Origin of the sequence: Streptomyces sp. XY006 (assembly GCF_002237655.1) — a bacterium.
Classification (GTDB): Bacteria; Actinomycetota; Actinomycetes; order Streptomycetales; family Streptomycetaceae; genus Streptomyces; species Streptomyces levis.
This window is the reverse complement of the sequence record NZ_NOKT01000016.1, coordinates 23,837-41,799: the sequence shown is the minus strand read 5'-3', so window position 1 is coordinate 41,799 and position 17,963 is coordinate 23,837. Positions and strand designations below refer to the sequence as shown.

Annotated in this window: 19 protein-coding genes; 9 read left to right on the top strand and 10 right to left on the bottom strand. The window is 72.1% G+C overall.

Going from position 1 to position 17,963, the window contains the following annotated elements:
• The first annotated feature begins 42 nt into the window (after window positions 1-42).
• Both CHR28_RS19700 and CHR28_RS19695 read left to right on the top strand, forming a co-directional pair.
• On the top strand, window positions 43-627 hold the full coding sequence (locus CHR28_RS19700) for a VanZ family protein (protein ID WP_094054971.1): 585 nt from the start codon (window positions 43-45) through the stop codon (window positions 625-627).
• 65 nt (window positions 628-692) lie between these two features.
• Complete coding sequence (locus CHR28_RS19695; protein ID WP_094054970.1) at window positions 693-905, top strand: PspC domain-containing protein; 213 nt, start codon at window positions 693-695, stop codon at window positions 903-905.
• 84 nt (window positions 906-989) lie between these two features.
• Here CHR28_RS19695 and CHR28_RS19690 read toward each other — a convergent pair whose 3' ends face one another.
• Complete coding sequence (locus CHR28_RS19690; RefSeq protein WP_094054969.1) at window positions 990-1,343, bottom strand: ATP-binding protein; 354 nt, start codon at window positions 1,341-1,343, stop codon at window positions 990-992.
• Window positions 1,344-1,484: 141 nt separating this feature from the next.
• Window positions 1,485-2,642, bottom strand: coding sequence for an adenosine deaminase (locus tag CHR28_RS19685; RefSeq protein ID WP_094054968.1), 1,158 nt, complete (start codon window positions 2,640-2,642; stop codon window positions 1,485-1,487).
• Between the two features lie 123 nt (window positions 2,643-2,765).
• Between CHR28_RS19685 and CHR28_RS19680 the strand changes: the two genes are divergently transcribed.
• A complete protein-coding gene (locus tag CHR28_RS19680) occupies window positions 2,766-3,524 on the top strand; it encodes an alpha/beta hydrolase (protein ID WP_094054967.1) in 759 nt (252 codons plus the stop codon).
• 75 nt (window positions 3,525-3,599) lie between these two features.
• On the opposite strand, the gene CHR28_RS19675 is transcribed toward CHR28_RS19680, so the two are convergent.
• A complete protein-coding gene (locus tag CHR28_RS19675) occupies window positions 3,600-4,550 on the bottom strand; it encodes a LysR family transcriptional regulator (protein WP_094054966.1) in 951 nt (316 codons plus the stop codon).
• A gap of 63 nt (window positions 4,551-4,613) precedes the next feature.
• Between CHR28_RS19675 and CHR28_RS19670 the strand changes: the two genes are divergently transcribed.
• Together CHR28_RS19670 and CHR28_RS19665 are read left to right on the top strand one after the other, a co-directional pair.
• Entirely contained in the window at window positions 4,614-5,885 is a 1,272-nt protein-coding gene (locus tag CHR28_RS19670) for an MFS transporter (protein WP_094054965.1), read from the top strand.
• Window positions 5,886-6,131: 246 nt separating this feature from the next.
• Window positions 6,132-7,148 (top strand): sigma-70 family RNA polymerase sigma factor, encoded by a 1,017-nt coding sequence (locus tag CHR28_RS19665; protein WP_094054964.1) that lies wholly within the window; start codon window positions 6,132-6,134, stop codon window positions 7,146-7,148.
• Here the strand turns inward: CHR28_RS19665 and CHR28_RS19660 are convergent.
• Window positions 7,032-7,418 carry an STAS domain-containing protein gene (locus CHR28_RS19660; RefSeq protein WP_143655863.1) on the bottom strand — a complete coding sequence of 129 codons (387 nt, stop codon included), beginning with the start codon at window positions 7,416-7,418 and terminating at the stop codon, window positions 7,032-7,034. The two genes, CHR28_RS19665 and CHR28_RS19660, sit on opposite strands and share 117 nt — an antisense overlap.
• 135 nt (window positions 7,419-7,553) lie before the next feature.
• On the opposite strand from CHR28_RS19660, the gene CHR28_RS19655 reads away from it, so the two are divergent.
• Window positions 7,554-8,474 (top strand): AEC family transporter, encoded by a 921-nt coding sequence (locus CHR28_RS19655; protein ID WP_094054963.1) that lies wholly within the window; start codon window positions 7,554-7,556, stop codon window positions 8,472-8,474.
• 7 nt (window positions 8,475-8,481) lie between these two features.
• Here the strand turns inward: CHR28_RS19655 and CHR28_RS19650 are convergent, their stop codons facing one another.
• Window positions 8,482-9,246: a GbsR/MarR family transcriptional regulator gene (locus CHR28_RS19650; protein WP_094054962.1), complete on the bottom strand. Its 765-nt coding sequence runs from the start codon at window positions 9,244-9,246 to the stop codon at window positions 8,482-8,484.
• Between the two features lie 221 nt (window positions 9,247-9,467).
• Between CHR28_RS19650 and CHR28_RS19645 the strand changes: the two genes are divergently transcribed.
• Genes CHR28_RS19645 through CHR28_RS19635 form a run of 3 tightly spaced genes read left to right on the top strand, consistent with a single transcriptional unit; the run spans window position 9,468 to window position 11,941 of the window.
• Complete coding sequence (locus CHR28_RS19645; RefSeq protein WP_094054961.1) at window positions 9,468-10,136, top strand: DUF4097 family beta strand repeat-containing protein; 669 nt, start codon at window positions 9,468-9,470, stop codon at window positions 10,134-10,136.
• Window positions 10,137-10,166: 30 nt separating this feature from the next.
• The gene (locus CHR28_RS19640) at window positions 10,167-11,126 is read left to right on the top strand and encodes an ATP-binding cassette domain-containing protein (RefSeq protein WP_094054960.1); all 960 of its coding nucleotides are present in this window, start codon (window positions 10,167-10,169) and stop codon (window positions 11,124-11,126) included.
• Complete coding sequence (locus CHR28_RS19635) at window positions 11,123-11,941, top strand: ABC transporter permease (protein WP_094054959.1); 819 nt, start codon at window positions 11,123-11,125, stop codon at window positions 11,939-11,941. The genes CHR28_RS19640 and CHR28_RS19635 overlap by 4 nt, the downstream gene beginning before the upstream one ends.
• 113 nt (window positions 11,942-12,054) lie before the next feature.
• Here CHR28_RS19635 and CHR28_RS19630 read toward each other — a convergent pair whose 3' ends face one another.
• From CHR28_RS19630 to CHR28_RS19610, 5 genes are all read right to left on the bottom strand, one after another.
• Entirely contained in the window at window positions 12,055-13,338 is a 1,284-nt protein-coding gene (locus tag CHR28_RS19630; RefSeq protein ID WP_094054958.1) for a thymidine phosphorylase, read from the bottom strand.
• Between the two features lie 72 nt (window positions 13,339-13,410).
• Entirely contained in the window at window positions 13,411-13,815 is a 405-nt protein-coding gene (locus CHR28_RS19625) for a cytidine deaminase (protein ID WP_094054957.1), read from the bottom strand.
• Entirely contained in the window at window positions 13,812-15,086 is a 1,275-nt protein-coding gene (locus tag CHR28_RS19620) for an ABC transporter permease (protein ID WP_094054956.1), read from the bottom strand. Before CHR28_RS19620 ends, CHR28_RS19625 begins: the two co-directional genes overlap by 4 nt.
• Window positions 15,083-16,201, bottom strand: coding sequence for an ABC transporter permease (locus CHR28_RS19615; RefSeq protein ID WP_094054955.1), 1,119 nt, complete (start codon window positions 16,199-16,201; stop codon window positions 15,083-15,085). The genes CHR28_RS19620 and CHR28_RS19615 overlap by 4 nt, the downstream gene beginning before the upstream one ends.
• Window positions 16,201-17,790 carry an ABC transporter ATP-binding protein gene (locus CHR28_RS19610; RefSeq protein ID WP_094054954.1) on the bottom strand — a complete coding sequence of 530 codons (1,590 nt, stop codon included), beginning with the start codon at window positions 17,788-17,790 and terminating at the stop codon, window positions 16,201-16,203. Before CHR28_RS19610 ends, CHR28_RS19615 begins: the two co-directional genes overlap by 1 nt.
• Between the last annotated feature and the right edge of the window lie 173 nt (window positions 17,791-17,963).

Here is a 17,963-nt window from a genome sequence, read left to right as displayed (position 1 = left end):
CCTCCCGGAACCGTTCCCGCCACGGGCGGCGTCTAGGGGGGCGTGCAGCGTCAAGGCTCCATCGGCGGCAGCGCCGCGTTCCGTGTCCGGGTGACAGGAGGTGTCCTCCTCGTCGCGCATCTCGCGTTCGTCGCCTGGTTGACGCTGCGACCGCTGGACGTGCCCTGGGTGATGCCCGCCAATCTGCGGCCCTTCGCCGGCATCCGGGCCGACCTGGCCCTGGGCTGGCCCGGGGCGGTCCGCCCCATCGGCGAGCAGTTGGCCCTGCTCGCCCCGCTGGGCGTGCTGCTGCCGATGGCGAGCGGCCGGCTGCTGGTCTCGCCCCTGGTGTCCCTGCTGCGCACCGTCGCGGCCGGCGCCCTGCTGTCGCTCGGCATCGAACTGCTGCAGACCGGCGTCCCCGGCCAGGTCGTCGACGTGGACTCGCTGTTCCTCAACACCGCGGGCGTCGCCCTCGCGCATCTCGCGCTGGTGCCCGCCGGCCGCTCCTGGCTGCGCCGTCGCGCCACCGTCCGCCCGCCCCGCGCGCCCCTGCCCGCGGAGGAGCCGGCTCAGGGTCGGACCCCGACGATTCCCAGGGTCGGGATCGCCCCGTGGAGCGACGTTTTGCCGCCTTCGTCTCCGTAGCGTGGAGTGCAGATGGGGTACTCGGACGAGAGGCCTCACGCACACCGACGTTGAAGGAGTCGCACATGTCCCGCCTCGCCCGCCCCACCCACGGCCGCATGATCGGCGGAGTGTGCGCCGCACTGGCACGGCGCTTCGGCACCTCCGCGACGACGATGCGGGTGATCTTCCTGGTCTCGTGTCTGCTGCCCGGCCCGCAGTTCCTGCTCTACATCGCCCTGTGGATCCTGCTGCCCTCGGAGAGCGGGACGCAGAGCAAGGCGCAGACCGCCTGGTGACGCACCCGCGCGAGAACGCCGATGGGGCGCACCCCGTGTCCAGGGGTGCGCCCCGTCGGCGTGTGGGTCCGCCTGGGCGTGCGGTCAGCCGACCGGGACGCCGTTCACCGGCAGGCCGTGCGTGGGCAGGCCCTGCACCGGGAGGCCGCCCAGCAGCTTGGCGGCGGGACCGGTCGGGCCCTCGGCCAGCAGCTGCTCGGCGACCGGCTGGGCGGCGGCGAGTCCGGCAGAGGCCGCCGTCTGCCCCTGGCCCAGCGCCTCGGCCGAGCCCGGCAGCGTCTGGGAGAGCTGCTCCGCCGGAAGCGCCGTGGTGACGGTCTCGAGCGTCTGGGCGGTGTCCGGGAGGGCCGGGGCGGCGTTGGCGGCGCCCGCACCGGCGGCGGCGAAGGCGGCACCGAGAGCGGCGACACCGAGGGACTTGGCAGCAGACTGCTTCATGAAAGGCGTCCTCGTAATGGGATGACGGGGTGTGTGAGCGGTCCAGCGACCGTAGACACCCCGCGCCACCCGCCGCAAACATCGAAATGCGGACGGATTGTGAACACCGCCGGTATGCAATGTGTGCCGCTTTCCGCCCGGTCAGCCGTCGGAGGGTGAAGAACCGCTGGTGGAGGCGGTCTGGCGGAACAGCCATTCGGATTTCAGCTCGGCATATCCGGGCTTGATCACGTCATTGATCATGGCCAGTCGTTCATCGAAAGGAATGAACGCTGATTTCATCGCATTGACGGAGAACCACTGCATGTCGTCGAGCGTGTAACCGAATGCCTCGACAAGGTGCTCGAATTCCCGGCTCATGCTGGTGTGGGACATCAGACGGTTGTCCGTGTTGACCGTGGCCCGGAAGTGCAGCCGGCGCAGCAGCCCGATGGGGTGTTCGGCGTAGGAGGACGCGGCCCCGGTCTGCAGGTTGGAGCTGGGGCACAGCTCCAGGGGGATGCGCTTGTCCCGGACGTACGAGGCGAGCCGCCCGAGTTCGACCCGGCCGTCCTCGTGCACCTGGATGTCGTCGATGATCCGCACCCCGTGCCCGAGCCGGTCGGCCCCGCACCACTGCAGGGCCTGCCAGATGGACGGCAGTCCGAAGGCCTCGCCGGCGTGGATGGTGAAGTGGTTGTTCTCGCGCTTGAGGTACTCGAAGGCGTCGAGGTGCCGGGTGGGCGGGTAGCCGGCCTCGGCGCCGGCGATGTCGAAGCCGACGACGCCCAGGTCGCGGTAGCGGTTGGCGAGTTCGGCGATCTCCAGGGCCCGGGCGGCGTGCCGCATGGCGGTGAGCAGGGCGCCCACCCGGATGCGCTGCCCGTTCTCCCGGGCCCGCCGCTCCCCTTCCCGGAAGCCCTCGTTGACGGCCTCGACGACCTCTTCGAGGCTCAGGCCGCCCTGGAGGTGCTGCTCGGGCGCGTAGCGCACCTCGGCGTAGACGACACCGTCCGCGGCGAGGTCCTCGGCGCACTCGGCAGCGACCCGGGCCAGGGCGTCACGGGTCTGCATGACGGCGACGGTGTGGGAGAAGGTCTCCAGGTATCGCTCCAGCGAACCGGAGTCGGCGGCCTCGCGGAACCAGACGCCGAGCTTCTCCGGGTCGGTCTCGGGAAGCTGGGTGTAGCCGGTGTCGCGGGCGAGTTCGACGATCGTGGCGGGGCGCAGGCCGCCGTCGAGATGATCGTGCAGCAGAACCTTGGGCGCCCGGCGGATCTGGTCCGGAGTCGGGGTGTTCGCGATGGTCTGGCTCGTCATTTCCGCACTCTAACTCCTACGCGCGTAGACGGCGCGTCCTCGGCTGCTTCACCTGTGCGTCGATACGTAACGGTGACCCCGAGGACGGGTCGAGTACACCCACCCTTCTGACACTGTTCTGTCATGGCACACCAAGCGACGCCGGCTCGCAGGGCCCGGCTGGGAAGGGCACTCGGACCGGAGCCGACGGCGGTGAGCGGCGTGGTGCTGCTGCTTCCCGGTGGTGACGAGGTCTCCGGCCGCAGACCGTCGCCGTTGCTGGCGACCGCCTCCGTGCGCGGCCTGGGGCGCCGACTGGCCCGCGCGGGCCGGGAGGAGGGTATCGCCGCGCACGTGGTGCACTACCGCTGCCGCGGCTGGAACGGCAGCGAGGCCAATCTCGCCCGCGACGCGGCGTGGGCGGCGGACGAGGCCGTGCGGCGGTACGGGGACGTCCCGGTCTGTCTGGCCGGGGTGGGGATGGGCGGCCGGGCGGCACTGCACGCGGGTGGGCACGAGGCCGTCAACTCCGTCGTGGCGCTCGCTCCTTGGCTGCCGGAGGAGGACGTGGCGGCGCCACCCGAACCGGTGAAGCAGCTGGTGGGCCGGCAGGTGCTGATCGTGCACGGCACGAACGACGAGCGGACGGATCCGGAGCTGTCGTTCCGGCTGGCGGCGCGGGCGAAGAAGGCCAACCGTGACGTGTGCCGGTTCGAAGTGCACGCGGACGGACACGGGTTGCACCAGTACCGGGACGAAGTGCTGGCGCTGGCCGAGGACTTCGTGATGGGCGCGGTGTTCGGGCGGGCCGTGTCGCGGCCCGTGCGGGACGCGCTGGCCGCGCCGCCGCCGCTGGGCTTGCGGATGCCGCTCGCTGCGGGGTTCAGTCCTTCGCGGCGGTAGCGCCGTCCGGGTTGCCGTGTTCTTCGGCCCGCGGGTCGTGTGCGGCTGCTCGCGCGGTTCCCCGCGCCCCCGGGATCAGGGCAACAGGCTGCCCCTTCTCGAGAGAAGGAACTTCTTGAAGGCCGCCACCGGGGGTGTGTCCGGGTGGCCCTCCAGCCAGGCCACGCCGATCTCGCGGACGGCCCGGGGGGCCGTGACGGTCAGTTCGACCACGCCCGGGCGCGGGACCGCCGGTGGTGGCAGGAGCGCGACTCCCAGCCCCGCCGCCACCAGGCCCCGCAGGGTCTCGGCCTCCTCGCCCTCGAAGGCGATGCGGGGTTTGAAACCGGCCTCCGCGCAGAGGTCGTCGGTGATGCGGCGCAGGCCGTAGCCCGGCTCCAGGGTGACGAAGGTTTCGTCGGCCGCCTCGGCGAGGCGGATGCGGCGACGGCCGGCCAGGCGGTGGCCGTCGGGGACGACCAGGCGCAGCTTCTGCTCGTCCAGGCGGCGGGCGACCAGGTCCGGGGCGTCCGGGACCGGGGAGGTCAGGCACAGGTCGAGGTCGCCGGCGCGCAGGCCTTCGAGCATGGCCTCGCCGTAGTTCTGCACGAGGCTGAAGCGGACGCGGGGGTGGTCGGCGCGGAAGGCCTGGAGGAGGCCGGGCACGGTCTCGGCGCCCATGGTGTGCAGGAAGCCGAAGGCGACCTTGCCGGTGGTGGGGTCGGCGTCGGCCCGGACCTCCTCGACCGCCCGCCCGACCTCCGCCAGGGCACGCTCGACGGAGGTGAGGAACGTGCGGCCGGCCGGGGTGAGGGAGACCGTGCGGCCGTGCCGGGCGAACAGGTCGACGCCCAGGTCCTGCTCCAGCCGGGCCATGGACCGGGACAGCGTCGACTGGGGGACGTTCATCTCCCGGGCCGCGCGGGTGACGTGCTCGGTGCGGGCCACGCCGGCGAAGTACGCGAGGCGGGGCGCCAGCGACAGCACCATGTCTTCTGTGTCACTGGTCGGTGACAGCCACTCCGCTGAACTGGGTTGATGCGCCATGGGAACGATTATGACCGTTCCATGCATTGGACGGATCAGTGGGCACGTCCGTACGTTCGAGGCATGTCTCCCGCCAGTACCGGGGCGTCCACCGTCGTGGGCGCCGATGCCTCCGTCCCTGTCTCCGACTCACGCATGTCGCCGGGCGGGCCCGGCTACCGCCGGATGAGCCTCGCCCTCTTCCTCGCGGGTGTCGCGACCTTCGCGCTGCTGTACTCCACCCAGGCGCTCCTGCCGCTGATCTCCGGCGAGTTCGGGGTGGCGGCGAGCGACGCGAGCTGGACCGTGGCCGCCGCGACGGGCGGGCTGGCGCTGTTCGTGCTGCCGATGAGCGCGCTGTCCGAGCGCTTCGGGCGGCGTACGGTCATGACGGCCTCGCTGGCCGTGGCGGTGACCGTGGGGCTGCTGGTGCCCTTCGCGCCCTCGCTGGGGGTGCTGGTGGTGCTGCGGGCCCTGCAGGGCGCCGCGCTGGCCGGTCTGCCCGCGTCGGCCACGGCGTACCTCGCGGAGGAGGTCAGCCCCAAGGCGCTGGTGACCGCGATCGGGCTGTTCGTCGCGGGCAACAGCGTCGGCGGGATGAGCGGCCGGGTCATCACCGGCTGGGTCGCGCAGGAGTGGGGCTGGCGCGTCGCCGTCGGTGTCATCGGCGTGCTCGCCGTGGCCTGCGCGGTGGCCTTCCGGGCGCTGCTGCCCGCCCCGCGGCACTTCGCGGCCGGCTCGCTGCGGCCCCGCGTGCTGGCCCGCACGGTCCGCGACCACCTGTCCGACCCGCTGCTGCGCCGGCTGTACGCGATCGGCGCGCTGTTCATGACGGTGTTCGGCGGGGTGTACACGGTCATCGGCTACCGGCTCACCGAGGCGCCGTTCTCGCTGCCGCAGGGCATCATCGGCTCGGTCTTCCTGGTGTACCTGGTCGGCACGGTGTCGGCGTCGACGGCCGGACGCCTGGTGGGCCGGCTGGGCCGCCGGGGTGCCCTGTACGCGGGGGGCGGCACGACGGCGGCGGGCCTGCTGCTGTCCCTGGCGGGCTCGCTCCCGCTGGTCCTGCTGGGCCTGGTCCTCATCACGGCGGGCTTCTTCGCGGGCCACGCGGTGGCCTCCTCGGCGGTCAGCAAGACCGCCACGCACGGCCGTGCCCAGGCCTCCGCGCTGTACCAGTCCGCCTACTACATCGGCTCCAGCGTGGGCAGCACGGCCGGCGCCCTCGCCTTCCACGCGGGCGGCTGGGCCGGGACGGTCGGGGTCGGGCTGCTGGCGGTCCTGGGCGTCGTGACGATCACGGTCTTCGGCACGCGCGCGGCCCGCCTGCAACGCCGCCTGGCCCCCGCCGCCTGAGCCACCCGACCGGACCGCTCCCCCTGTGGACCGCTCCCCCTGCCGGGCCCGGCTTTCCCGTTCGCACCACCGGGCCGGGCGGGGGATGTCCCGTGCGCGGGCCCCGGGGTCCGCAACCGCTGTGGATCACCGGCGTTGACCTGCGCCTTCGTGTGCTCGGGGGGCCGTTGTCAGTGGGCTGCGGTAGCTTCCGAAGTGCTGGGGCGCAATGGCGCGTGAACAGAACGTCCACAGGGGTGGGTGGAGATGGCGAACGGCACGGCGACACCGACGGATCTGGACACCAGGCTGGAGGCGCACCGCACGGAGCTGACGGGCTACTGCTACCGGATGCTCGGCTCCTCCTTCGAGGCGGAGGACGCGGTGCAGGACACGCTGGTCCGCGCCTGGCGCAGCTACGACAAGTTCGAGGGCCGCTCCAGCCTCCGCTCCTGGCTCTACCGCATCGCGACGAACGTGTGCCTGGACATGCTGACCGCGGGCAACAAGCGCGCCCGGCCCATGGACCTGACGGACTCCACCCCGCTGGCCCAGGCGGCGCTCTCCCCCCGACCGGACAACACCTGGCTGGAGCCCATGCCGGACGCCCGCGTGCTGCCCACGACCCACGACCCGGCGGAGGCGGCCGTCGCCAAGGAGTCCGTGCGGCTCGCGTTCATGGCCGCCCTGCAGCGACTCCCGGCCAAGCAGCGGGCCGTGCTGATCCTGCGCGAGGTGCTGGCCTGGAAGGCGAGCGAGGTCGCCGAGCTGCTCGACACGTCGGTCGCGTCGGTCAACAGCGCCCTGCAGCGGGCCCGGGCCACCCTCGCCGAGCGGCAGGAGCCGGGCGCGGAGGCGGCCGTCTCGGACCCGCTCGACGAGGACCAGCAGAAGCTGCTGGACCGCTATGTCGCGGCCTTCGAGGGCTACGACATGACGGCGCTGACGGCCCTGCTGCACGAGGACGCCGTGATGACGATGCCGCCGTTCGACCTGTGGCTGACCGGCGTGCGGGACATCACCGGCTTCATGACCACGCTCGGCGCGCCTTGCGCGGGCTCCCGGCTGGTGCCGGTCCAGGTCAACGGCCTGCCCGGCTTCGCGCAGTACAAGCCGGACCCGGACAAGGGCGGTTTCACACCGTGGGCGGTCCAGGTGCTGGAGATCTCAGACGGCCGGATCACCGGGTTCCACTGCTTCCTCGACACCCAGCGCTGGTTCCCGCTCTTCGGCCTGCCCCTCCACCTCGAAGCGGAGACCGACCAGGTCGAGCAGGGCGCGTAGGGCCGGATCGGGGTCGCGCAGCCGGATCCGGCCACCGGCCCGGCGGGCGGCCAGCTGGAGCCGCGCCAGCAGGTCCACGGCGGCCAGGCCCGGCGGGCCGATCCCTCCGACGTCACAGACCACGACCCGGGCACCGCCGGCCTGCAGCAGTGCCCGTACGTCGTCGCTCGGCCCGCTCACCTCGTCCCGGGTGACGGGTCCGGGCAGTACGAGCACGGGCGGTGTCATGGCGTCCACGACCGGTAGACCGGGCGGGCGGCGGTAACTCATCGGGGGTTCCGTCCCTCGGGGCGCCGCGAGGATCACATTGACCTGGCCGCCGCCTTCCCCGGAGGGTGGCTGTATGCCCCATGCATCCGCTCCTCCCGTGCCGTGTGACTCCTTCCGCACTGGTCGGGGGGTGCCGTGCAGGGGGTGCTGAGCGGTTTCGCCGTCATCGCCGTCGTCATCGGGGTCGGCTATCTGATCGGCCGCCGGGGGTATCTGGGCGACGGCGGGCGCGAGGTGCTCACCAAGCTCGCCTTCCACGTGGCCTCCCCCGCCCTGCTCTTCACGACGCTCGCCGGGGCGGACCTGTCGGTGATCTTCTCCGACCGGCTGCTGGTCACGGCGCTGAGCACGGCAGCGGCGGCGGGTGTCTTCGTGGCGGTGGGGGCCGCCCGCGGCTGGGGGGTGGGCCGGACGACGATCGGCGCCCTGTGCTCCAGTTACGTCAACTCCGGGAACCTGGGCATCCCGATCGCCGTGTACGTGCTGGGCGACGCGTCCCTGGTCGCGCCGGTGCTGCTGTTCCAGCTGGTCGGTGTCACACCGGTGGCGCTGACGGTCCTGGACCTGGCGACCGGCGGGGCGAAACGGCCCCTGTGGCAGCGCCTGTTCACGCCGCTGCGCAATCCGATAGCGCTGGGCTCCCTGGCCGGGGTGGCGGCGTCGGCGTCGGGCCTGACGGTGCCCGGGCCGCTGCTGGACCCGCTCACCCTGATCGGCAACATGTCGGTCCCGGCGGTCCTGCTGGCCTTCGGCATCTCCCTGCGCGGCAGCACCCTTCCCCTGCGGGGTGCGGAGCGGGCCCCCGTCCTGCTCGCCGTGACCCTCAAGTCGGTCGTCCAGCCCCTGGTCGCCTGGGCCCTGGCGGCGGGCGTGTTCGGCCTGCGCGGGGCGCCCCTGCTCGACGTGGTGGTCACGTCCGCCCTGCCGGCGGCGCAGAACCTGTTCACGTACGCGAGCAGTTACCGGGTGGGCGAGGTGCTGGCCCGGGAGGCGATCCTGCTGTCGACGGTCCTGGCGGTGCCGGTCCTGGTGGTGGTGGCGACCCGGCTGGGGTGACGGGCCCTCAGTCGGCGGCGGTCCCGGCCGGGGCCGGCTCGGGGGTGCCGTCCGCCGCCGCGGGAGGCTTCGCGTAGAGGACGTCACGGGCCTGTTCCGCCGCGCGGGTCATGCTCTCGGTGACGAAGTCGACGAAGCGGGCGATGCCCTCCAGGCGGTCGGCGGCCGGGGTCCCGGGGCCGAGGACGCCGACGCCCTGCCGTGCGGCCTCGGCGATCTCGGCGCTGCCCCGGGCGGCGGCGATCATCGACTGGTACCAGACGTCGTCGTCGACGATGTAGTGCTCGCGGCGGCGTTCGTCGCGTTCGCGGCGGATGAGGCCCTGGCTTTCGAGGAACGCCACGGCCTTGGAGACGGACGCCGGGCTGACCTGGAGGCGGCGGACGAGTTCGGCGGCGGTGAGACTGCCCTCGTCGGTGGTGTAGAGGCAGGTCAGCACCCGGGACATCATCTTGGGCAGGCCCTGCCGCATGAAGAGGGTCGTGAACACCTCCTCGTAGGCGCGCACGGCCTCGGGGTCCCGGCCGTGGGGCAGCGGGGGCGCGCCGGCGTCCCGGGGCACGGCCCGCCTGCGGCGGTGGGCGCGCTGCTCGGTGGCCCGGTGGGCCAGGTCGGCGCGGTACGCGGTGGGGCCGCCGTTGCGCATCACCTCGCGCGTGACGGTCGAGGTCGGGCGGTCCAGGCGCCGGGCGATCTCCGCGTAGGCGAGTCCGTCGGCCAGTCCCAGTGCGATCTGCTGGCGTTCCTGCTGGGTGAGCCTGCCTCCCGGCATCGCGATCTCCTCCGTCGTGCGTGGAAGCCCCACAGTAGCGTTCACCGCGCGTGGTTGCAACGCCTTCTGGGGCAGATTGTTGCATTGAATATCAACCCATTGCAATGAGATCTATCGTTTCACCTGCGTCGATACACTTCGTACGCAACGAGGTTGTTGCCAGATCCCTGAACGCAACGTAGCGTTTGCGATGTCAGAAACACGGATCGAAGGAGTGCACGATGCAGACGTTCGCCACCACCGCCCCGGTCTCCGCCCTCGTCGACATCCCCGCCGGGGCCATCCGGTTCATCGCCGCCGACCGCGCCGACACCACGGTCGAGGTCCGGCCCGCCGACGCCTCCAGGAGCCGTGACGTGCAGGCCGCGGAGCGGATCGAGGTCGCCTGCGCCGACGGCGTCCTGCGGATCGCCGCCCCCGAGGCGGGGAACCGCGTGCTCGGGCACTCCGGTGCCGTCGAGATCACCGTCCAGCTGCCCGCCGGCTCCCGCGTCGAGGCGAAGGCCGCCGCCGGCGAGCTCCGCGGCGTCGGCCGGCTCGGGGACGTCGTCTTCGAGGGCGCGCAGGCCACGGTCAAGCTCGACGAGGCCGCGGGCGCCCGGCTGACCCTGTCGGCCGGCGAGGTGTCCGTCGGGCGCCTGAACGGCCCGGCCGAGATCAGCACCCGGAAGGGCGACATCACCGTCGCCGAGGCCCTGTCCGGCACCCTCACGCTGCGCACCGAGCACGGCGGCATCACGGTCGGCGCCGCCCGCGGCGTCTCCGCCTCCCTGGACGCCGGCACCTCCTACGGCCGGGTCCACAACGCGCTGCGCAACGCCGACGGTGCCGCCGCCCTGGCCATCCACGCCACCACCGCCTACGGCGACATCACCGCCCGCAGCCTGTAGCCACCCGAGACCCCGAAGGAGCACCTCCCCATGACGGACCTGGCCATCGCGGCGACCGGGCTGCGCAAGTCCTACGGCGACAAGACCGTCCTCGACGGCGTCGACCTGGCCGTCCCGGAGGGAACGATCTTCTCCCTCCTCGGCCCGAACGGCGCCGGCAAGACCACCGTCGTCAAGATCCTCTCCACCCTGACCGGCGCCGACGGGGGCGAGATCCGCGTCGGCGGCCACGACCTCGCCACCCACCCGCAGGCCGTGCGGGCCGGGATCGGCGTCACGGGGCAGTTCTCCGCGGTCGACGGGCTGATCACCGGCGAGGAGAACATGCTCCTCATGGCCGACCTGCACCATCTGCCCAAGGCCGAGGGCCGCCGCGTCGCCGCCGAGCTGCTGGCACGCTTCGATCTCGCCGACGCGGCGAGCAAGCCGGCCTCCACCTACTCCGGCGGCATGAAGCGCCGCCTCGACATCGCGATGACCCTGGTCGGCGACCCGCGCATCATCTTCCTCGACGAACCCACCACCGGCCTCGACCCGCGCTCGCGCCACACGATGTGGCAGATCATCCGCGAACTCGTCACCGGCGGCGTGACCGTCTTCCTCACCACCCAGTACCTGGAGGAGGCCGACGAACTCGCCGACCGGATAGCGGTCCTGAACGACGGGAAGATCGTCGCCGAGGGCACGGCCGAGCAGCTCAAGCGGCTCGTCCCGGGCGGACACGTCCGGCTCCGCTTCACCGACCCGGCCGCCTACCGCCGCGCCGCCTTCGCCCTGCACGACGAGGTCACCCGGGACGACACCTCCCTCGTCCTGCACATCCCCAGCGACGGCAGCCAGCGCGAGCTGCGCCTGCTGCTCGACCGGCTGGACGCCTGCGGCATCGAGGCCGACGAGCTGACCGTGCACACCCCCGACCTCGACGACGTCTTCTTCGCCCTCACCGGCGGCACCCGCCGGCCCGTCCAGCCCGAGGAGGCTGCCCGATGAGCTCCCCCCTGGCCCCCACCCGCCCGGCCCGGCTCTCCCTGGCCCTGCGCGACTCGGCCACGATGCTGCGCCGCAACCTGCTGCACGCCCGGCGCTACCCGTCGCTGACGCTGAACCTGCTGCTCACGCCGATCATGCTGCTGCTGCTCTTCGTCTACATCTTCGGCGACACCATGAGCGCGGGCATCGGCGGCGGAGCGCCGGACCGGTCCGTGTACATCGCCTACATCGTCCCGGGCCTGCTCCTGATGACCATCGGCAGCACCACGATCGGCACCGCGGTCTCCGTCTCCAACGACATGACCGAGGGCATCATCGCCCGCTTCCGCACCATGGCGATCCACCGCGGCTCGGTGATCATCGGGCACGTCGTGGGCAGCGTGCTCCAGTCGATCGTCAGCGTGGTCCTCGTGGGCGCCGTCGGGGTGGCCATCGGCTTCCGCTCCACCGACGCCACCGTCCTGGAATGGCTCGCGGCGTTCGGGCTGCTCGTGCTCTTCGCCACGGCGCTCACCTGGATCGCGGTCGGCATGGGCCTGGTCAGCCCGAACGCCGAGGCGGCGAGCAACAACGCGATGCCGCTGATCCTGCTGCCGCTGCTGTCCAGCGCCTTCGTGCCGCTGGACGCGATGCCGGGCTGGTTCCGGCCGATCGCCGAGTACCAGCCGTTCACCCCGGCCATCGAGACCCTGCGCGGGCTGCTCCTGGGCACGGAGATCGGCCACCACGGATGGCTCGCGGTGGCCTGGTGCCTGGGCCTCGCGGTCCTCGGCTACGTCTGGTCGACGGCCAGGTTCGACGCCGAGCCGAAGTGACCGCCGTGGCGCGGCGGGCCGGCTCCCGCACCGCGGCACACGCCCAGGGGCGGCGCACACCGACGGATGTCGGTGTGCGCCGCCCCTGTCGTGTCCCCGCGGACGGGCGCGGGTCAGGCGATGCGCTCCAGCACCACCGGCGACGGCGTGAAGTCCGTGCCCGCGGCCGCGATGTCGTAGGAGCCCTCGACCGCCTGCAGGGCGTACGCGAAGCGGTCCGGGGTGTCGGTGTGCAGGGTGAGCAGCGGCTGGCCCTCGGTCACGGTGTCGCCCGGCTTGGCGTGCATCTCGACACCGGCGCCCGCCTGCACCGGGTCCTCCTTGCGGGCCCGGCCCGCGCCGAGCCGCCAGGCGGCGACGCCGATGTCGTAGGCGTCGAGCCGGGTGAGGACGCCGGAGGCCGGGGCCTTGATCACGTGCTGCTCCCGGGCGACCGGCAGCTCCGCGTCGGGGTCGCCGCCCTGGGCCGCGATCATCCGCCGCCAGACGTCCATGGCCGAGCCGTCGGCCAGCGCCTTCGCCGGGTCGGCGTCCTTCACCCCGGCCGCGTCGAGCATCTCGCGGGCCAGGGCGATCGTCAGCTCGACCACGTCGGCGGGGCCGCCGCCGGCCAGGACCTCGACCGACTCGCGGACCTCCAGTGCGTTGCCGGCCGTGAGGCCCAGCGGGGTCGACATGTCGGTGAGCAGCGCGACCGTCCGCACCCCGTGGTCGGTGCCCAGGCCGACCATGGTCGAGGCCAGTTCGCGGGCGTCCTCGATGGTCTTCATGAAGGCGCCCGTGCCGACCTTCACGTCCAGGACCAGCGAGCCCGTGCCCTCGGCGATCTTCTTCGACATGATCGAGGAGGCGATCAGCGGGATCGCCTCGACCGTGCCCGTGACGTCGCGCAGCGCGTACAGCTTCTTGTCGGCGGGGGCCAGGCCGTCGCCGGCCGCGCAGATCACCGCGCCGGTGGTGTCCAGGACGTGCAGCATCTCCTCGTTGGACAGCAGCGCGCGCCAGCCGGGGATCGACTCCAGCTTGTCGAGGGTGCCGCCGGTGTGGCCGAGGCCGCGGCCCGACAGCTGCGGGACGGCAGCGCCGCAGGCGGCGACCAGGGGGGCCAGCGGGAGGGTGATCTTGTCGCCGACACCGCCCGTGGAGTGCTTGTCGGCCGTCGGGCGGGACAGGGACGAGAAGTCCATGCGCTCGCCGGAGGCGATCATCGCGGCCGTCCAGCGGGCGATCTCACGGCGGTTCATGCCGTTGAGCAGGATCGCCATGGCGAGCGCGGACATCTGCTCGTCGGCGACCTCCCCGCGGGTGTACGCGTCGATGACCCAGTCGATCTGCTCGTCGCTGAGTTCGCCGCGGTCCCGCTTGGTGCGGATGACGGAGATGGCGTCCATGGCCATGGCTTGGCTTCCTTCCGAGGTTTCCAGAAGCCGTACGGCCCCCCTGATCGACTCAGGAGGGCCGCACGGGAGTTACTTGCTGAGGTGGCCGGGCCCGAAGGCCTGCGGCAGCATCTCCGACAGCGGCAGGATTCCCGCCGGGGTCTCCAGCAGGAGGTCCGGGCCGCCGAACTCGTACAGCAGCTGGCGGCAGCGGCCGCACGGGACGAGCACGTCCCCGTCGCGGTCGACGCAGGTGAAGTGCGTCAGCCGGCCGCCGCCGGTGTTGTGCAGCTCGGAGACCAGGCCGCACTCGGCGCACAGGCCCAGTCCGTACGAGGCGTTCTCGACGTTGCAGCCGGAGATGACCCGGCCGTCGTCGACCCGGGCCGCCACACCGACCGGGTAGCCGGAGTAGGGGGCGTACGCCCGGGACATGGCGTCCCGGGCCACCGCGCGCAGCCGCTCCCAGTCGACGGCCGGGCCGGCGTCGGTCACTTGCCCTGCCCCTTCCGGTACGGCAGCCCGTCCGCCTTCGGCATCCGCAGCCGCTGCGCGGACAGCGCGAGGACGACCAGGGTGATGACGTACGGCGTGGCGGAGACGACCTGGTTGGGGACCTCGTCGGTGGAGGCGTACCAGGCGAACACCAGGGCGGCGACGACCGCGGTGATGATCGACGGGGCGTACTTCTTGCGGACGACCAGCCAGATCGCGCCGATGATCAGCAGCAGCGCGCCGAGCAGCAGCAGGGCGTGCACGTTGGCGGAGCCGCCGCGCAGGTTGAGGCTGTCGGTGTAGCCGAACAGGCCCGCGCCGAGGGCGAGGCCGCCCGGCATCCAGTTGCCGAAGATCATCGCCGCGAGGCCGATGAAGCCGCGGCCGCTGACCTGGCCCTCCAGGTAGAAGGGGTTGGCCACGATGGACAGGAAGACACCGCCGAGGCCGGCCAGACCGCCGGAGATCACGACGGCGATGTACTTGTACTTGTAGACGTTGACGCCGAGGGACTCGGCGGCGACCGGGTTCTCGCCGCAGGAGCGCAACCGCAGGCCGAACGCCGTGCGCCACAGGATCCACCAGGTGGCGGGGATCAGCGCGACGGCGATCAGGGTCAGCCAGGACACGTTGGTGACCAGGCCGCCGAGCAGGCCGGCGATGTCGGAGACGAAGAACCAGCCCTGGTTGTTGAGGTCCCGCAGGGCGTCGGACAGGCCGGGCACCGTGAAGTGGCCGAGGGAGTCCACCGCCGGGGACTGCTTGGCGGAGCCGCCGGTGTGTCCCTCGAAGGCGAGGGGCGCGAGGTAGCGGGTGGCGCCGAGGGCGAGGATGTTGATCGCCACACCGGAGACGATGTGGTTGACGTTGAAGGTGACGGTGACGAAGGCGTGCAGCAGACCGCCGATCGCGCCGCCGAGGATGCCGACCAGGACACCGGTCCACGGGCCCCACTGGAAGCCGGCCCAGGCACCGAACCAGGTGCCGAGGATCATCATGCCTTCGAGGCCGATGTTGACCACGCCCGCGCGCTCGGCCCACAGGCCGCCGAGACCGGCGAGGCCGATCGGCACGGCGAGCTGGAGCGCGGTGGACATCTGGCTGACGTTGGTGATGCCGTCGGCGCCGGTGATGAGACGGACGATCGAGGTGAGCGCCAGTCCGCCGGCGATGATCAGCAGCAGGACGGGCCACGACAGGCGGCGGCCGGTCGGCGCCGCGGGCTGCAGCGTGGGCTGGTTGACGTCGATCGCCGAGGTAGGAGCGGTCATCGGCCAGCCACCTCCTTCGTGTTCTGGGCGCCGAGGACGTGGCCCGCGGCGAGTTCGGCGCCGACGCGGCGCTGCTGGCGGCGCAGACCCCACTCACGGACGGCTTCGTAGGAGACGACGACCGAGAGCACGATCAGGCCCTGCATGATGACCGCGATCTCCTTGTCGTAGCCGTGGAAGTCCAGCTCCGGCGAGGCCTTGTCGAGCCAGGCCCACAGCAGGGCGGCGAAGGCGATCCCGACGGGGCTGTTGCGGCCGAGCAGGGCGATGCCGATGCCGAGAAAGCCGATGCCGGTTGGGAAGTTCAGGCTGTAGGTGTGGGTGTCGCCGAGCAGGATCGGCAGGCCGGCCAGGCCCGCGATGCCGCCGGAGATCAGCATGGCGCTGAGGACCATGCGCTTGGGGTCCACACCGCTGGCCGCGGCGGCGGTCTGCGAGGCGCCGGAGGCGCGCAGGTCGAAGCCGAAGCGGGTGCGGTTGAGGACGACCCAGTAGCCGATGCCGAGCAGCACGGCGAGCAGCACCAGGCCGTAGATCTCGCCGGCGGCCCCCATGGGGATGCCGGGGATCCAGCCGGACTCGTACATCTCGCCGGTGGTGTTGTTGTTGCCGACCTTCACGCCGAAGACGTCCGGCAGCCACAGGTAGGCGATCACGGAGGTGGCGATCGCGTTGAGCATGATCGTGGCGACGACCTCGCTGACGCCGCGGGTGACCTTGAGGACACCGGCGATGCCGGACCAGAAGGCGCCGGTGAGGACGGCCGTCAGGAGCAGCAGCGGGATCTGCAGGGCGGCCGGCAGGTTCATGTGGGCGCCGACGATGGCGGCCATCATGGCGCCGAGCTGGTACTGGCCGTCGACGCCGATGTTGAACAGGTTCATCCGGAAGCCGATGGCCACCGCGAGAGCCGCGATGTAGTACATCGAGGCCTGGTTGATGATCAGGACCTGGATGTCGGAGAAGCTCAGCTGCTCGAACATCAAGGCGAACGGCTCGACCGGGCTCTTGCCCGACGCGATCAGCACGATCGCGCTCAGGACGAAGGCCACGGCGAGCGCGATGACCGGTCCGGCCACCGCGAGGAGCACGCGCTCCTTGTCGAACTTCTTCATCAGCGGGCCTCGTCTTCCGGAGACTCGGACGGCTCGGGGGCCTTCGCCGGGGTCTCGGGGGTCTCTTCGGCGGTCTCGTCGTGTGCGAGGTGCCCGGTGACGGCACCGGTCATGGCCGAGCCGAGCTCCTCGGGGGTGATGGTGGCCGGGTCGGCGTCCGCGACCAGCTTGCCGTTGTAGATCACGCGGAGCGTGTCGGACAGGCCGATGAGCTCGTCCAGGTCGGCGGAGATCAGCAGCACGGCCAGGCCTTCGCGGCGGGCCTCACGGATGTGGTCCCAGATGGCCGCCTGGGCGCCGACGTCCACGCCGCGGGTGGGGTGGGCGGCGATGAGGAAGCGCGGCTTGTGGCTCATCTCGCGGCCGACGATCAGCTTCTGCTGGTTGCCGCCGGACAGCGAGGCCGCCGTGACGTCGATGCCGGGGGTGCGCACGTCGTAGGCCTCGACGATGCGCCGGGTGTCCTCCTGGGCCGCCTTCGGGTCCAGCCACACGCCCTTGGCGAGGGGCTTCTCGGTGACGTGGCCGAGGATGCGGTTCTCCCACAGGGGCGCCTCCAGCAGCAGGCCGTGGCGGTGCCGGTCCTCGGGGATGTAGCCGATGCCCTGCTCACGGCGCCTGCGCGTCGGCCAGGCGGTGATCTCCTCGTCGGCCAGCCGGATGGTGCCGGAGTCGGCGGTGCGCAGGCCGATCAGCGCGTCGACGAGCTCGGTCTGGCCGTTGCCCTCGACGCCCGCGATGCCGAGGACCTCGCCCGCGTGGATGGTGAAGCTGATGTCGTCCAGGAGCGCCTTGCCGCCGGGGGCCGCCAGGTGCAGCTTGTCGACGCTGATGACCGGGCGGTCGGTGACCGTGGACTCCGCCGTCTCGGGCGTGGGCAGCTCGCTGCCGACCATCATCTCGGCCAGCTGGCGCGGGGTGGTCTCGCTGGGGACGGCCGTGCCGACGGTGGTGCCGCGGCGGATGACGGTGATCTCGTCGGCGACCGAGAGCACCTCGCCGAGCTTGTGCGAGATGAAGATGACCGACAGGCCCTCGGACTTCAGTTCGCGCAGGTTGGCGAAGAGCGCGTCGACCTCCTGCGGCACGAGCACGGCGGTCGGCTCGTCCAGGATGAGGGTGGTGGCGCCGCGGTAGAGGACCTTGAGGATCTCCACGCGCTGGCGGGCGGCGACGCCGAGCTCCTCGACCAGGAGGTCGGGCCTGACGTCGAGGCCGTAGCGCTCGGAGAGCTCCTTGATCTTGCGGCGGGCCTTGGCGCCGATGCCGTAGAGCTTCTCGCTGCCGAGGACCACGTTCTCCAGGACCGTGAGGTTGTCGGCGAGCATGAAGTGCTGGTGGACCATGCCGATGCCGCGGGCGATGGCGTCGGCCGGGGACGAGAAGGCGACCTGCTGCCCGTCGACGGCGATGGTGCCCTCGTCCGGCTTCTGCATGCCGTAGAGGATCTTCATCAGGGTCGACTTGCCGGCGCCGTTCTCTCCGACGAGGGCGTGCACGGTGCCCTTGCGGACGCTGAGGTGGATGTCGTGGTTGGCCACGACACCGGGGAAACGCTTGGTGATCCCGGCGAGCTCGACGGCGGTCACCGATTCGTTGACCGCCGCTCCGGCCGGAGGGCTGCTGGACGCGTTGATGGCGCACTCTCCTGGGGACGGGGGCCGTCTACGCGCGTAGCGCCCCTACGGCATACAAAGGGGCCGACACCCCGCGGCGACGGGGCACGAGGAGCGGCTCCCCGTACCCCGTCGAGCGGACGCAA

Coding starts and splice junctions, on each gene's coding strand:
- CHR28_RS19695 (WP_094054970.1), top strand. CDS start 693: ATGTCCCGCCTCGCCCGCCCCACCCACGGCCGCATGATCGGCGGAGTG.
- CHR28_RS19690 (WP_094054969.1), bottom strand. CDS start 1,343: ATGAAGCAGTCTGCTGCCAAGTCCCTCGGTGTCGCCGCTCTCGGTGCC.
- CHR28_RS19685 (WP_094054968.1), bottom strand. CDS start 2,642: ATGACGAGCCAGACCATCGCGAACACCCCGACTCCGGACCAGATCCGC.
- CHR28_RS19680 (WP_094054967.1), top strand. CDS start 2,766: ATGGCACACCAAGCGACGCCGGCTCGCAGGGCCCGGCTGGGAAGGGCA.
- CHR28_RS19675 (WP_094054966.1), bottom strand. CDS start 4,550: ATGGCGCATCAACCCAGTTCAGCGGAGTGGCTGTCACCGACCAGTGAC.
- CHR28_RS19670 (WP_094054965.1), top strand. CDS start 4,614: ATGTCTCCCGCCAGTACCGGGGCGTCCACCGTCGTGGGCGCCGATGCC.
- CHR28_RS19665 (WP_094054964.1), top strand. CDS start 6,132: ATGGCGAACGGCACGGCGACACCGACGGATCTGGACACCAGGCTGGAG.
- CHR28_RS19660 (WP_143655863.1), bottom strand. CDS start 7,418: ATGAGTTACCGCCGCCCGCCCGGTCTACCGGTCGTGGACGCCATGACA.
- CHR28_RS19650 (WP_094054962.1), bottom strand. CDS start 9,246: ATGCCGGGAGGCAGGCTCACCCAGCAGGAACGCCAGCAGATCGCACTG.
- CHR28_RS19645 (WP_094054961.1), top strand. CDS start 9,468: ATGCAGACGTTCGCCACCACCGCCCCGGTCTCCGCCCTCGTCGACATC.
- CHR28_RS19640 (WP_094054960.1), top strand. CDS start 10,167: ATGACGGACCTGGCCATCGCGGCGACCGGGCTGCGCAAGTCCTACGGC.
- CHR28_RS19635 (WP_094054959.1), top strand. CDS start 11,123: ATGAGCTCCCCCCTGGCCCCCACCCGCCCGGCCCGGCTCTCCCTGGCC.
- CHR28_RS19630 (WP_094054958.1), bottom strand. CDS start 13,338: ATGGCCATGGACGCCATCTCCGTCATCCGCACCAAGCGGGACCGCGGC.
- CHR28_RS19620 (WP_094054956.1), bottom strand. CDS start 15,086: ATGACCGCTCCTACCTCGGCGATCGACGTCAACCAGCCCACGCTGCAG.
- CHR28_RS19615 (WP_094054955.1), bottom strand. CDS start 16,201: ATGAAGAAGTTCGACAAGGAGCGCGTGCTCCTCGCGGTGGCCGGACCG.